Below are 15,393 nucleotides of genomic sequence, written 5' to 3' on the forward strand. Positions count from 1 at the left end.
CTTCTGTAAAGTTAAGCGTAGCGTCTCTACGGGCAGATTGCGGTTAATGCAGGATGATTATTTCAGCCCTTCAATTCCCAATTTGTTTGCCAGTTCATTCAGGTCGTTAACCACCACATCAATCAATGGGATACCGCTGATTTTCCTTTCCTGCTCAAATTCGTACTCTGGTTCGCCCGGAATAATTACTTTTTTATCCGGATCGATGGTTTTCGCATTTTTAAAACGTTCTACCCAATTATCGAGGTGGTTTTTAAAGTCCGCTGCCAGCCTGAAACCATCTACGCGCATGGCGCCTAAAAAGTGGCCCAAGCCTTCGCCAACCGGATTTGCCGAAGGTTCTAAAAAAGCAACAAACGGGGGTACCCAGGGGCCGTAATTGGCTCCCGATAGCACTGCCGATAAAATATCAACCGTTGCACTTAAACCATAACCTTTGTGGCTTCCGTGGTCTTTATCGCTACCCAGGGGTAACAACGAACCGCCATTTTTTAATTCGTTTGGATTAGTGGAGTTTTCGCCCGTTTTATCCTGAACCCAGCCATCAGGAACGCTTTTATTGGCCCTTTGTGCAATTTCGAGCTTGCCGTTGGCTGCTGCTGAGGTGGCCATATCAACAATAACCGGTGGGTATTTGCCTGCCGGAAAAGCATAGCACATTGGGTTAGTGCCCAACAAACGTTCGTTGGCATAGGTAGGGGCAACCAGCGGACTGGCATTCGTCATGCTGATACCAATCATATCCTTTTCTACAGCCATCAAAGCATGGTAACCGGCAATGCCGTAATGGTTCGAATTTTTTACCGATACCCAACCACTGCCATATTTTTCGGCCTTTTCTATGGCTACCTGCATGGCAAAGGGCGCTACAACCAAGCCTAATCCCGCATCTCCGTCTACCGTTGCTGTTGTTGGGGTTTCGTGTACAATTTTAATGTCAGGAGTAGCATTAATCCGTTTCTTTTCCCAAAGCCTGATGTAACCGCTTAAGCGGGCCACACCATGCGAATCGATGCCACGCAGATCAGAGCGGATCAAAACATCGGTAGCCAGTTCGGCATGTGCATCAGAGCAGCCCATTTTTTTAAAAACGTTGTAGGTAAAGGCCCTTAGGTTGGTTTCAGAAAAGGTGATGAAGTTCATTATTTTTAAAGTATCAAGAACCAGGTAGCAGGTATAGGTTTCAAATAAACCGGACTTCGGACTTCCGACTCCGGACTAATTTTATGGTAACAAGACAGTAAAATCGCCGCCAAGGGGTTCAAAGTTTTCAATGCACGAGGATAGAAAATCCTCTCCGTAATTTACATACATCGGTGCAATATTCAGTATGCGCTCCTGCAATGTACCATTCGGGAAAAGCCGTTTTTTAACATTATCTATCTGTAGAAGCGCCATTTCGTGTTTGCGTTTTTCGGCCCTGAACAGTTTCTTTTCCAGGTTGGCCAGCAGATGGTTGGTACGCTGTTTGGCCGTATCAGTCGATACCGATAACGTTTTATCTATTTTGTAGGCGTTTAACTTAATCTGGTCGAAAATGCTGTTAATGGCCCGGGTTTCATCTGCTAAGCTGAGTTGAGCTGTGGTATTCCGCTTTACCCAAATGTTTTTCAGTTCTTCAACCGGCAGAAAAATATCTTCCAAAGAAAAACCCAGCTTATATAAATTTTCTGCACTGCGTTTGTCGATCACTAAAGCCGAATTACGTAATAATAAAACCGGAAAATCTACTTTGTAGTAATCGAAATTGGCTTTCAGCTGCATCCAGTAAGCCACCTCAGCACCACCACCAATGTAGGCAATGTTAGGTAAAATCACTTCCTGGTACATGGGCCGCATTACTACATTCGGACTAAACCGCTCGGGATGGGATTCGATTTCAGCTAAAAGCTCAGCTTCAGTAAAACTGATATCGGTATGGTTTACCCGGTATTTGCCCTGTTCAAAAATCAATCGTTCGCGCAGGTTATCGTTCAGGTAAAAGAAATTAATATCTCGGCCATTCACCTGCGTTTTATAACCTAAATCCTCCAGGTTTTGAGAACTTGTTTCAATATTGCGGGCACTGTTGTGGTGTATAATGTCTTCAGCAATAATATTGGCAAATTGTTTTTTCAGGCGGGCATCATCGGCATTCACAATTACCAATCCGTATTTTTCAAATAGGCTATTCACCAAAAAACGGGTAGCATCGGCCAGGTTGTCATGTTGCAGGTAAGCCTGCTCAACCAGTTTGGCAATGCGTTTTCCATTTCTAGAAATGCCCAGATAACCTTTGTAAGCGGTTACCGCTGCAGCAACGGTTTTGGTACTTAACCTGCCTGTTGCACCATTGGTTTGCTGTATCCAGCTGATGTTTTTCTCATCAACACTTACGTGGTTAATTTCATCAAAATCATGGTCCTCGGTAGCCATCCAGTAAATGGGGACAAAGTTTTTATCCGGGTGTGCAATTTGCAGCTCAATGGCTAAATTGATGGTGGTTACAATTTTGTAAATAAAATAAAGGGGGCCGGTAAATAAGTTTAACTGATGGCCGGTAGTTACCGTAAATGTATTATCGAGGCCTAAAAGTTCGATATTTTTGGTGACCGATTTATTGGGGTGTAAATGCTGGTACTGATCCTCTAATACTTCAACTAAAGTAGTGCGGTTACCCAGGAAATTGCGATGCTCCATTGCACTGGCTAAACCTGCCATATCAGGGCGGTAACTGTAAAAAGCCTTGAGCTGTTCTTTGTTGTTAATATAATCTAAAACCAGCTTTGAAAATGATCCGGTTTCCTGATATGAGATATATTTTGCCTGCATGATGTGCGAAAGTAATGCAATTTAAGGATAATTGTAAAGCCCGTTAACTATTTTACATTCGTTAAATAAATTATAAATTACTTTCTATTGCCCCAACTTTTTCGCGGTACAAATCAATCGGGCCATCCAGCAGTACTGCAATTACCGTTAGTTCCTTATCTAATTTATCTTCCGGTACCGGGATGTAAACAATACCCGGTATTTTGCTCCAGTACAGTTTGTTATAAATTTCGTGGTTAAGCATGGTACCCTCGCCAACGATCCTGACGCGGCTGATGTTATTTTTTAAACCTTTAATGGCAATAGGGCCTGTAGGTTTCCCTTCAACAAAAAGGTAGAGGGTTTGTTTATCGGCAGAAAGGGCTGTATTGCCCTGGTAATGGCCGGCAGGGATGCCTTTTCCCGTTTTATAAAGTGCTTCGGCATTTTTGATTACCCAATTGCTGATTTTTTGATCGACATTATTGATTCCCGGATTAAAATCTAAACCATCAGCAGGTAAACTGGTATTTTGAAATACATTGATGCCGGCATTTAAATTAATGGCCAGCTTACTCAGGTTTAAATTGGTTAAACCGCGCTGTTTGGGGGCAGCATATAAGTCTGCCAGCGAAAGGGTTCCTGGTTTGTTGTCGGCAAGCTGAATAGGGCCATTTAATGATACTTTTATAACCGTCACATCGCTATCGAAATCAGTATCTTTTAAATTAAGCAGGTAATCGGTTTCATTTAATTTAATGGTATAGGGCTGTGCTTTGTTGCCAACCACTTCAATCTTGTTGATTTTAGACTTAATTCCCGATAGTAAAATGCCATTTTTGGTTTTATAATCGAGGTATAGGTATAATACATCTTTGTTTTTAGATAAAGTGGTTTTCCCATCGATGTGCCCACCTGGGATCCCTGCCTGTGTACCATAAACGGCTTCAGCGTGTTTTTGGGTCCAGCGGCCTAAGCCTTTTAAAATTTCAACTTGCTCGGTTGCAAGGGTTCCATCGGCTTTGGGACCAATATCGAGCAATAAATTACCTCCCATACTGATGCAATCAACCAAAGTACGGATAATCATATTCGGCGATTTGTAGTGCTTATCATAAGGCTGATAACCCCACGAGTCGTTCATGGTATAACACAATTCCCACTCTGGCGAAGCAGGCCTAACCACCGGCACACCTTGTTCAGGGGTATCATAATCGCCATGGCCATTTAAACGCGAATTGATGATCACGTTTGGATTTACTTTACGCAGGTTTTCCAATATGTTTTTGGCACGCCATTCTTCAGCGCTATGTTCCCAGTCGCCATCAAACCAAATTAAATCAGGGTTGTATTGGTTAGAAAGTTCATTAAGCTGTCCCTGAAAGTAATTTTGGAATTTTTTAAAGCGGGCCGGATCCTGTTTATAATCGTAACGCTTGCGATCGCGCGTAAAACCATCATAATCAATGTAGCTCCAATCAGGTAATGAAAAATATAAGCCGGTCTTGAGCCCCGATTTTTTAAGGTTGGCAACAAATGGGCTAATTAAATCTTTTTTAGCAGCACTATGTTTTACTGTTGTGGTGGCATTCGGCATTTTACTGTCCCAAAGCGCTACGCCATCATGATGTTTCGTGGTAATGACCGCATATTTTGCGCCACTTTCTTTAATCAGATTTACCCATTCTGCAGGCTGGTACTTGGCTGCGTTAAAACCATTAAGCTGTTTCATGTAAGCATCGTGGTTAATATAGTTATTAAAAAACGACCACGATTCGGAAATACCATTTACCGAATAAATACCCCAATGGATAAAAATACCCAGTTTGGCATCGGCAAACCATTGCATTTTTGGATTTGAAGCAGCTTGCCGAGCAGATAAATTAAGACCAGCTGATAACAGGAAAAAAATAATAAAAAGCTTTAAATAACGCATAATATTTGGTTGTGCAATAAGCGTTAAATATAAGGCTTTATGGGCTGATTTTACAGGGAAAACAGGGTTTATTTGCACTAAAAACACTAATAATTGCATGTGCCGGCCCCAAAAAAAACCGCCCCGAAAAATCGGGACGGCTTGTCAAAATATTTGGTTTAGTGATTTACCATTTTTTACGGCGCTCACCGCTTCCGCCTTCTCTGCGTCCGCTGCCACCTTTATCTTCACGGCTACGACCGGAAAAATCCCTGAAACCGCCACCGCTGTTTCCACCTTCACGTCTTCCACCGCCTGATCTTCTGTCGCCACCACGGTAACCACCGCCGCCGCCTCTGCGTTCCCCGCCGAAACCACCACGTCTGTCACCGCCACCGCGTCTTTCACCACCGCCATCACCACTTCTTTCGATACGAACCTGGCGACCGTTAAATTCAACAGATTTAAAACCTTCAAAAACTTTGTCGGCAACTGCATCTTCTACTTCAAAGAAAGAGAAAACACCTTTTAAATCAATTTTACCAACGCTTTTACCACCAATTTTTCCGTTGTTACAAATGAAAGATAACATATCACCGCGGGTAAACTCATCTACCGAACCTAAGTTGATAAACAAACGGGTATAACCCTCGCTACCACGTCCGCGACCACTTCTTTCGCCTCTGTCGGCAAAACGGTCATCGCCTGCTGGCGCATTTAAATCTGGCGCTTTCGAATAGTAATCCAGGAAACGGTTAAACTCTAGAGAAGCAAAACGTTTAATTACGTCTTCTTTGCTCAAATCAGCAAATTCGTCCATAATACGTGGAATGTACTGATCGATCTGTTCGTTGTTAACCTCTACATTGTGTACTTTATGCACCAAAGAGAACAATTGTTTTTCGCAAACATCGAAACCGGTAGGCAATTCGGCTTTGGTAAATTGTTTACCGATAATGCGCTCTAACTGGCGGATTTTGCCCAGTTCTTTAGAATTGATGATACAGATAGAAACACCGGTTTTACCTGCACGGCCGGTACGGCCTGAACGGTGGGTATAACTTTCGATCTCATCCGGTAAAGAATAGTTGATTACGTGCGTTACATTGTTTACATCGATACCACGTGCAGCAACATCGGTAGCAATCAGCAACTGCATATTACGCTCGCGGAAACGTTGCATTACCTTATCACGTTGTTGTTGCGATAAATCGCCGTGTAAAGCATCTGCATTGTAACCATCTTTAATTAAATGCTCCGCAATATCCTGGGTATCTAATTTCGTTTTACAGAAAACTACCCCAAAAATATCAGGGTTAAAATCAACAATACGTTTTAAGGCTGCATATTTATCACGTGCACGAACAATGTAGTATTCGTGATCGATGTTTACGTTACCGGTATTTTTGGTACCCATAGTTAGTTCGATCGGGTTGTCCATGTAGTTTTTAGCTATACGGCGAACTTCCGACGGCATGGTAGCCGAGAATAACCAGGTTTTTTTGTCATCAGGAGTAGTTGATAAAATGTCGTTGATGTCGTCCTGGAAACCCATGTTCAACATCTCGTCAGCTTCATCAAGCACAACATATTTAACATTTGAAAAATCAATGGCTTTACGGCCAATGATATCCAACATACGGCCGGGCGTGGCCACTACGATCTGAACGCCTTGGCGTATTTCGCGTAGTTGTTGCATAATGTTCGCACCACCGTAAACGGCAACTACGTGAGCATTAGCAATGTTTTTAGAAAAGTTTTTAAGGTCGTTAGCGATTTGTAAACATAACTCACGGGTAGGGCATAAAATCAATGCCTGTGGTTTAGTTAATTTAAAATCGATTAGTTCTAACAGCGGCAAACCAAATGCGGCTGTTTTTCCTGTTCCTGTTTGGGCCAAACCAACAAAATCGTTAGTGCCCTCTAACAGTACAGGAATACTTTGCTCCTGAATCGGCGTTGGATTTTCGAATCCAAGGTCTTTTACGGCATTAACGACGTCATCACTTATCCCCAATAATTGAAATGGGTTTGTCATTCGTCTTTTTATTTTTTAATTGAGCCGCAAAGATACGGTTAATATTCCGTATTTCACAGGTAATCAAGTAAATAGTTTTTAAGCTTAATTATTTGGTAATAAGGAAGTAATGAATGGTGGGGTAGTGGAAGATGGAGGAGGGAAGAGGTAATAAGAGCGGCAGAAAGTGCTTGAGCCAATAATATTTAATACACCATATCAGAAATATACGTACACCTCAGCCTAATTGTACTTATTTCTGATACGGTTAAATTTATGTAGTAATAGCGAGCGATGTCATTACCTCAATCTTTCAGCTGACCTGATCAATCTTTCATCTTTATTGATTCCGAAAATGGCCAGTACAATAAACAGGATAGCGAGAGCTGGTAAATAAGCCCCAACACCAAAACTGGCGCCTTCTATGCCACCCGGAAGTTCCTTTGCATAAATGCTGCACCAAAAAGCAAAACCACCGACTAATATGATCGAAACAATGGCGAAGCGTTTTTGGAAACTACGTTTTTTATAATTGAAAATATTTAGGAAACAGATAAGGGCAACCACAATATTGGAAATCAATAATGGTAAAGTAACTTCAATATTCAATACCTTACCAGTTTTTCCTTCAACGTAATGATGCAGGCCATTTGTATAGATCTTTGCTTCCGAACCATCAACTGTTTTTGTTGCAATTGGCAAGAACAACATTAAAACCAAAGTTAAAGCCGCTAAAAAAAGCCATATCGATTGTATTCTTTGTATCATGAATGTAAATATATGGGAACAAATCTAGCCTTTTTTGCGAAAAGAAAGAAAGATTAAGGTTCTTGAAGGTAAGCGCAGACCGATAAGGAGCACTAACTGCAATTTAAAGGAGGAATTTACACCAATACCCAGCTCCAAACGCTTCATGCTGCACTTTGCCCTTTGCTTGTTAAACACTATTTTTGCATCACTTTGAGTAAAAAAAGATATTTCATCCAAATCGCTTACGATGGCAGCCTGTATCATGGCTGGCAGACCCAGCCGAATGCAATAACTGTTCAGGAGTTGTTAGACAAGGCTATGTCTGTTTTTTTTCGGCAACCCATCGAAACGCTGGGTTGTGGCCGTACCGATACCGGTGTACATGCTAAAGATTTTTATGCACATTTTGATATCGAAGAAATGGATGAAAACAAAGTTTTAAATGCTTTGGGAGGAATCAATGCCCTTTTGCCGTATCAAATTGCGGCAAAGCGGATTATCCCGGTGCATAACGAGGCGCATGCACGGTTTGATGCTACGGCGCGTGCCTATAAATATTATATCCATTTCGAAAAAGATCCTTTTAAACTTAACAGGTCATGGCTGGTTAAAGACAAACTGGATATAGAAGCAATGAATAGTGCTGCAGCATTGTTATTAAACTATACCGATTTTTCATGCTTCAGCAAGTCGCACACACAAACCTTTACAAACAACTGTAAAGTAACCCAAGCCGTTTTCGAACATGAGGAAGATGGATTGGTTTTTACCATTCAGGCCGATCGTTTTTTACGGAATATGGTGAGGGCCATTATTGGAACTTTGGTATCGATCGGTAAAAAGGAAATAGATTTAGCAGCTTTTAGCGCAATAATAGAAAGTAAAAACCGTAGCAATGCCGGGCAATCGGTACCTGCCTGCGGCTTGTATTTAGTAAAGGTAGAATACCCTTATTTAAGGTAAAAGGCGGAAGGTTTAAGGTAAAAGGTACCAACCGTTATAGAGTGGTGTAGGCTTAAGGCAGAAGTATAGCAGAGGCACGGTAAATAAGATCCGAAACCATTATTAGAATAAATATAAATATTATTTAATTTTTAAGATGATGTAAGCTTAAACCCTAAGCCTTACACCCTAAACCCTAAAAATGGCAGTTACAGGCGACGTATACAACACCGGATTACTGAAGCGTATTTTTCAATACGTAAAGCCTTATCGCACTATCTTTATATGGTCGGTTATTTTAACCATTCTTTTGGCGGCCATTTCGCCTGTGCGTCCGTTCCTGATTAAATACACACTCGATCATTATATTTTAAGCGGAAATTACCCTGGCCTGGTGAATATGACCATGCTAATGATTTTTATGCTCATTTTACAGACCTTAATCCAATATAACCACACCCTTTTAACCAATACCTTAGGCCAGTCTGTTATCCGCGATCTGCGGATCAATGTTTTTAACCACATTACCAAACTCCGCCTGAAATTTTTCGATAAAACACCTATTGGACAGTTGATTACCAGGACTGTTTCGGATCTGGAAACCATAGCCGATATCTTTTCGGAAGGGTTAATCTCCATGATCGGCGACAGTTTGCAGGTGGTGGTTATTGTAGGCGTAATGTTATACACCGACTGGCAATTAAGTTTAGTAGTGCTTTTGCCTATTCCACTGCTGATTATAGCTACCCGCAAATTTCAGAAGGCCATCAAAGTTGCCTTTCAGGAAATCAGGAATGAGGTTTCCAACCTGAATACCTTTTTGCAGGAACACATTTCGGGTGTTTCTATCGTACAGTATTTTGCCAGGGAGAAACAGGAGTACAGAAAATTCTATGCCATTAATAAACGTTACCGGGATGCCAACATCCGTTCTAACTGGTATTATTCAATCTTTTTTCCTGTAGTGGAGTTAATTTCGGCTATGTCTTTGGGGCTGCTGATATGGTATGGCGCAAAAAGTATCCTTTCAAAGCCTTTGGATGTAACCCCCGGAACCATTACGCAGTTTATTATGTACCTGGGCATGGTGTTTACGCCAATTCGCCAGCTTGCAGATAAGTTTAATACGTTGCAGATGGGAATGGTGGGTGCCGAACGTGTTTTTAAAGTGTTAGATACGGATGAAACTACCCCGAATAACGGCACACAAAAACCTGCTGCATTGGTTGGTAACATCAGGTTCGAAAAGGTTTGGTTTGCTTACAATGATGATAACTATGTGCTGAAAGACCTGAGCTTCGAGGTAAAAACCGGCGAAACTGTTGCTTTGGTTGGAGCCACCGGTGCAGGTAAATCTTCTACCATTAATATCCTGAACCGTTTTTACGAAGTGAAGAAGGGAGACATTACGGTAGATGGTATCCGAATTGAAGATTTTGAACTTGGCTATTTACGCAGTCACATCGCTACCGTATTGCAGGATGTTTTCCTGTTTTCGGATACGATTCTGAACAACATTACCCTTAATAATCCCGAAATTACACTGGAGCAGGTCGTTAATGCCGCAAAAAAAGTCGGTGCACACGAATTTATTGAGCGTTTACCCGGCGGTTATCAGTACGATGTGATGGAAAGGGGGGCTACGCTTTCGGCCGGACAGGCGCAGCTTATTTCATTTATCCGTGCATTGGTGCATAACCCTGCCATTTTGGTGTTGGATGAAGCCACTTCGTCGGTTGATACCGAAACCGAACTCCTCATCCAGAAAGCCATTGATAACCTGATGGAAGGCCGCACATCAATTGTAATTGCACACCGTTTATCAACCATTCAGAAAGCCGATCAGATTATTGTGCTGGATAAAGGTGAGATCAAAGAAAAAGGTACACATCAGCAGCTGTTAAAATTAAACGGCTATTATAAAAAGCTTTACGACCTGCAGTTTTCATCAAAGGGGATAGCCAAAGTTTAAACTCATTTATTTTCAAGGATTTTGTTAATTTAACAGCTTCTTAAATCCAACAGGAAGATGAAATTATTAAAGTTGATTGCCTTGTTTTTACTTTCGGGTATAACCTTAAAGGTTGCTGCCCAACAGAAAAAATATGTCATGGTGATTCATGGTGGCGCTGGCACTATCCTCAAAAAAAATATGACCCCTGAAAAAGAGGCGGCGTATATAGCGGTTTTAACACAGGCTTTACAGGCCGGTTATACCGAAATTAAAGCAGGAAAAACCAGTCTTGATGCTGTAGAAGCGACCATTCACGTCATGGAAAACGATCCGCATTTTAATGCCGGTAAAGGTGCGGTTTTTACGCACGATGGTAAAAATGAGCTTGATGCGGCCATCATGGACGGAAAAACTTTAATGGCAGGCTCGGTTGCAGGGGTAACCACCATTAAAAACCCAATTTCTGCAGCGAGGGCTGTAATGGAAAAATCAGAACATGTGATGATGGTAGGTGCAGGTGCAGAGCAGTTTGCCAAAGAAGTGGGTTTGGAAATCGTAGATCCAAAATATTTCTGGACAAAAGAGCGTTGGGATGGCCTTCAAAAAGCAATTAAAGAGGATTCAACAAAAGCTGTTCTTGATCATGGGAATAAAAAGTCTGAACTTTTAGGTATAAAAAACCACGATTATAAATTCGGTACAGTGGGCTGCGTGGCACTCGATAAAGCGGGTAATTTGGCTGCCGGAACTTCAACCGGAGGCATGACGAATAAAAAATATGGCCGTGTGGGCGATGCACCTGTTATAGGCGCAGGCACCTATTGCAATAACGAAACAGCAGGGATTTCCTGTACGGGCTGGGGAGAGTTCTACATCCGCAATGTAGTGGCTAAAACCATTTCCGATTTAATGGAATATAAAGGATTGCCGGTTGCCGAAGCCTCGAAAATTGTTTTGGATAAAGTAGGTAAAATGGGAGGCGATGGTGGCTTGATTGCTTTAGATAAAAAGGGTAACGTAGCAATGCCTTTTAATACCGAAGGCATGTATAGGGGAGCAATTACTGATGATGGTAAAGTTGAAGTGAGTATTTATAAGTAAAGCAAGGTCATTCATGAAAAAAATCTTTTCGAATTTAACCTTTCAGGTTTTGGTGGCCATTACCATAGGCATTTTAGTTGGGGCTTATTTTCCCGGATTTGCGCCAACGGCTAAATTAATCAGCCAGGGTTTTATTAACCTCATCAGCATGTTAATTGCCCCGATTATATTTTTTACCATTGTTTTGGGGATCGCACACATGGGCGATATGAAAAAAGTAGGGAGGGTAGGTGGTAAGGCGCTGTTGTATTTTGAAATAGTGAGCACAGTTGCCATTGCCATTGGTTTGCTGGTGGCCAATCTGTTAAAGCCTGGTGCCAATACGGTAGCTAAAGCGGGCGATGCTGCTAAAATTGCCGGTTATGCCGAACAAGCCAAGGACATGAACTGGGCAGAATTTTTTATTCATATTATTCCACACAATATTATCGCCTCATTTGCCGAGGGCAATATTTTACAGATCTTGTTATTTGCGATACTTTTTGGTTACGGGCTTAATAAATTGGGCGGTGAAGGAACAAGTGTTTTAAATGCCTTTGATAAAATTTCGAAGGTGCTGTTCAAAATCATGAAAGTGATTATGCGCTTAGCACCCATTGGTGCCTTTGGTGGAATGGCCTTTAGCATTGGTACGCATGGTTTACAAAGCATAATCGGCATGGCCAAATTAATGGGCTCAGTTTACCTTACCTGCATATTGTTCATTTTTGTGGTTTTAAATGGGATTTGCAGGTATTACCACTTTAGCTTATGGCAATATCTGAAATATATCCGCCAGGAGATATTGATTGTGCTGGGTACTTCTTCTTCCGAATCGGCCCTGCCGAGTATGATGCAGAAAATGGAAAACATGGGTTGCGATAAATCGGTAGTCGGTTTGGTTATCCCAACAGGCTATTCATTTAACCTTGACGGAACAGCCATTTACCTGGCTATGGCCGTGATATTTCTTTGCCAGGTTTTCCAGGTCGACTTAAGCCTGGGGCAGCAAATAACCATTTTAGGCGTATTAATGGTAACCTCGAAAGGTGCTGCGGGAGTAACCGGAAGTGGTTTTATTGTATTGGTATCCACCCTTACAGCATTAAAGATTATGCCCATCGAACACATTTCGATCTTAATTGGTGTAGATCGTTTTATGAGCGAGGCCAGGGCCATCACCAACGTAATAGGCAATGGTGTGGCTACTATTGTAATTGCCAAGAGCGAAAATCAGTTCGACCAGGAGAAATATTTAAAAGCCATACAACCTGCAACAATCGAAAAAGGAGAAGAGGCTTAGCTAGGGGTTTGCAGTTGTCAGTTTGGAGTTTGTTTAGTCAAAGGAGTTGTCCTCCCAACTAAAAACGCCCAACTCCAAACTATTTAACCTATCTTTGCAGCAGAAACAGGCAACACAGCATGTTTAATTAAACCAGATCACATTGGCTCAGGACGAACAAAATAACCGCAAAGAGAAAAGCGAGTTACACCCGCGCAATAAACACCGTGCACGTTACAATTTCAAACAACTTACCGCTACTTCAAAAGAATTAAAACGCTTCGTTTTTAAAAACGAACACAACGACGATTCTATTGACTTTGCAGATCAGAATGCCGTTAAAGCATTAAACAGAGCTTTATTGAAGCACTATTACGATGTTTCGCAATGGGATATTCCAAAAGATTACCTTTGTCCACCTATTCCGGGCAGGGCCGATTATATTCATTATGTTGCGGATCTTTTAGGCTCGAGCAATAAGGGGAAAAACCCGACCGGACCCAATATAAATGTGCTGGATATTGGTATTGGAGCCAATTGCATTTACCCGATTATTGGTCACCGGGAGTATGGCTGGAGCTTTGTAGGTTCAGATATCGATCCGCTTTCTGTTGAAGCTGCCAAAAGGATTGTGGAAGCCAATAAATCATTGCAGGGAGCTATCGAAGCACGTTTGCAAGGTTCTAAAATGGGTATTTTTAGAGGTATTGTGGGCCGAACAGAGCGTTTTGATGCCGTGGTTTGCAATCCGCCTTTCCATTCTTCATTAAAAGAGGCCGAACAAGGTACCCGTCAAAAATGGCGTAACCTGGGCGGTGGCGAAAAGGAAGTAAAACACGTACTGAATTTTGGTGGAAACAAAGCAGAGCTTTGGTGCCCGGGAGGTGAACGTGCTTTTGTTGAGCAGATGATTATTCAGAGTGCACAGATTAAAAACCAGGTTTTGTGGTTTACCTCACTGGTTTCGAAAAGTGCTAACCTAAAAAGTATTTATAATGCTTTGATTAAGGTAAATGCTTTTGAAGTAAGAACCGTTCAAATGAGCCAGGGGCAAAAAATAAGCCGGTTCGTCGCCTGGACTTTCCACGATGAAAGGGCACAGGAAGCCTGGGCTAAGGGATGGAAATAAGTTCGGAGTCATTAGTCGACTAACAATCGTTTCAAATAAATAAGCGTAAAGCCGGATTAATTTTTAATCCGGCTTTTTCTTTTCAATTCCAGATTCACCGTACTGAAGGCATAGAACTGCCAACTAAAAATTAATTAACCTGTTTTAACCCCGAAAATATATCCAGCTAAAGCGGTTACGACCATTGCTACTGTTCCCCAGAAGCAGATTCTAATTACCGCTTTAACCACATTTGAACCCCCCTGCCCTGGCTGCGATAGTGCCAGATAAGGCTAAAAATACAATCGCAAAGCCATATTGATAAAAAACCATTGATTTTATCGGGGCAAAAAAAGCAACCAAAAAAGGTAAAATAGCCCCACTGATAAAAGATGCGCCCGAGGCAAAAGCCGCCTGGAGGGGTTTAGGCTGCGTAATTTCGTTAATGCCGAGTTCATCCCGGGCATGTGCGGTCAAAGCATCCTTGTCCGTAAGCTGTACGGCTACTTGCATGGCTAAATCTTCATCCAATCCCTGGGCTACGTATATTTTTGCGAGTTCTCGTAGTTCTATTTCGGGCATACTTTCGAGTTCCATTTTTTCACGCGCGAGATCTGCTTTTTCAATGTCGGCCTGAGAGCTTACCGAAACATATTCGCCGGCAGCCATAGATAATGAACCCGCTACTATACCAGCCAGAGCAGCCAGTACGATGGGGCTTCTCGTATCACTTGCAGCAGCTATACCGATAACCAGACTGGTAGTAGAAATAATACCATCATTTGCCCCCAGTACGGCAGCCCTTAACCAACCTGTTCTATTTGTGTAATGCTTTTCCAGTTCCATCATAGGATCGAATAATTTTCATGTTGGATAAATCAGGTAAATGCCATCCTATATAGAAAGGCAATATCTATTTCTTTTCATAAACAATTAAAATGGTCAGGTCATTGCCGGCATTTGGCGCAATGCCATGCGAGCTGCCCGGACGGGTCAATATCGCATCACCAGGCTTCACTGCAAAGGTTTTTCCATTCATTTGCATGGTTCCATTTCCACTGATCACATAATAAATCTCATCCTCTTTTTGCAGGTGATAACCGATTGATGAGCCCGGTTTCAATATTCTTTTCCTAAAGGCTGTTTTCAGGTTTTTGGCATTGGCGAAAAAGTTAAAGCCTATGGTTTCGCCACCACCATTATGAGTACCCGGTTCGGTTTTGGCCACTTCAACATCGTTTTGCAAAATGTATTTACTGGTATCGGGTATTTGGGCTTTTGCGGCGATTGAAATAAAGAATGTAAAAAATAGTAGAGCCAATGCTTTGTTAATCATGGTTTTATTTTTATATCCGGCCATCTGTTTTAAACATTTTTAGTCCTTAAGCTTTAGCCTTCAAATATAAATTTAGGTGTTTTGTATTGATGTTGCCAAAAGCATCTAAACTTTGTTACTAAATTTGTTACTAAACCCGTATTCTATGGTTTTTGCAAATAAATTTTAAAATATTTAAGCAGCAATACCAAGATCTTTCTTATAAGGCCTTTCTTTCAA

Annotated in this window: 12 protein-coding genes; 5 read left to right on the forward strand and 7 right to left on the reverse strand. The window is 41.7% G+C overall.

Features of this window, described 5'->3' with window-relative positions:
- Positions 1–57: 57 nt before the first annotated feature.
- The 5 genes from GGQ60_RS21965 to GGQ60_RS21985 all read right to left on the reverse strand — a co-directional run bounded on the left by GGQ60_RS21965 (position 58) and on the right by GGQ60_RS21985 (position 7,490).
- A complete protein-coding gene (locus tag GGQ60_RS21965) occupies positions 58–1,143 on the reverse strand; it encodes an Ldh family oxidoreductase (protein WP_183768405.1) in 1,086 nt (361 codons plus the stop codon).
- An 81-nt stretch (positions 1,144–1,224) separates the two neighbouring features.
- Positions 1,225–2,811 carry a bacillithiol biosynthesis cysteine-adding enzyme BshC gene (gene bshC, locus GGQ60_RS21970; RefSeq protein ID WP_183768407.1) on the reverse strand — a complete coding sequence of 529 codons (1,587 nt, stop codon included), beginning with the start codon at positions 2,809–2,811 and terminating at the stop codon, positions 1,225–1,227.
- 70 nt (positions 2,812–2,881) lie between these two features.
- Positions 2,882–4,726, reverse strand: coding sequence for an alpha-L-fucosidase (locus tag GGQ60_RS21975; RefSeq protein WP_183768409.1), 1,845 nt, complete (start codon positions 4,724–4,726; stop codon positions 2,882–2,884).
- A 166-nt stretch (positions 4,727–4,892) separates the two neighbouring features.
- Positions 4,893–6,743 carry a DEAD/DEAH box helicase gene (locus tag GGQ60_RS21980; protein WP_183768410.1) on the reverse strand — a complete coding sequence of 617 codons (1,851 nt, stop codon included), beginning with the start codon at positions 6,741–6,743 and terminating at the stop codon, positions 4,893–4,895.
- Positions 6,744–7,022: 279 nt separating this feature from the next.
- A complete protein-coding gene (locus GGQ60_RS21985; protein WP_183768411.1) occupies positions 7,023–7,490 on the reverse strand; it encodes a DUF4293 domain-containing protein in 468 nt (155 codons plus the stop codon).
- Between the two features lie 192 nt (positions 7,491–7,682).
- Between GGQ60_RS21985 and truA the strand changes: the two genes are divergently transcribed.
- The 5 genes from truA to rlmF all read left to right on the forward strand — a co-directional run bounded on the left by truA (position 7,683) and on the right by rlmF (position 13,859).
- Entirely contained in the window at positions 7,683–8,435 is a 753-nt protein-coding gene (gene truA / locus GGQ60_RS21990; RefSeq protein ID WP_183768412.1) for a tRNA pseudouridine(38-40) synthase TruA, read from the forward strand.
- 181 nt (positions 8,436–8,616) lie between these two features.
- Positions 8,617–10,386: an ABC transporter ATP-binding protein gene (locus GGQ60_RS21995; RefSeq protein WP_183768413.1), complete on the forward strand. Its 1,770-nt coding sequence runs from the start codon at positions 8,617–8,619 to the stop codon at positions 10,384–10,386.
- 57 nt (positions 10,387–10,443) lie between these two features.
- Positions 10,444–11,469, forward strand: a complete 1,026-nt coding sequence (locus GGQ60_RS22000) for an isoaspartyl peptidase/L-asparaginase family protein (protein ID WP_183768414.1) — start codon at positions 10,444–10,446, stop codon at positions 11,467–11,469.
- Positions 11,470–11,482: 13 nt separating this feature from the next.
- Positions 11,483–12,751, forward strand: a complete 1,269-nt coding sequence (dctA, locus tag GGQ60_RS22005; protein ID WP_183768415.1) for a C4-dicarboxylate transporter DctA — start codon at positions 11,483–11,485, stop codon at positions 12,749–12,751.
- 142 nt (positions 12,752–12,893) lie between these two features.
- Positions 12,894–13,859 (forward strand): 23S rRNA (adenine(1618)-N(6))-methyltransferase RlmF, encoded by a 966-nt coding sequence (rlmF, locus tag GGQ60_RS22010; protein ID WP_183768416.1) that lies wholly within the window; start codon positions 12,894–12,896, stop codon positions 13,857–13,859.
- Positions 13,860–14,081: 222 nt separating this feature from the next.
- On the opposite strand, the gene GGQ60_RS22015 is transcribed toward rlmF, so the two are convergent.
- Together GGQ60_RS22015 and GGQ60_RS22020 are read right to left on the reverse strand one after the other, a co-directional pair.
- On the reverse strand, positions 14,082–14,687 hold the full coding sequence (locus GGQ60_RS22015) for a VIT1/CCC1 transporter family protein (RefSeq protein ID WP_229685184.1): 606 nt from the start codon (positions 14,685–14,687) through the stop codon (positions 14,082–14,084).
- A gap of 64 nt (positions 14,688–14,751) precedes the next feature.
- A complete protein-coding gene (locus GGQ60_RS22020; RefSeq protein WP_229685185.1) occupies positions 14,752–15,198 on the reverse strand; it encodes a cupin domain-containing protein in 447 nt (148 codons plus the stop codon).
- Between the last annotated feature and the right edge of the window lie 195 nt (positions 15,199–15,393).

Source organism: Pedobacter zeae (assembly GCF_014196715.1).
GTDB classification, from domain to species: domain Bacteria; phylum Bacteroidota; class Bacteroidia; order Sphingobacteriales; family Sphingobacteriaceae; genus Pedobacter; species Pedobacter zeae.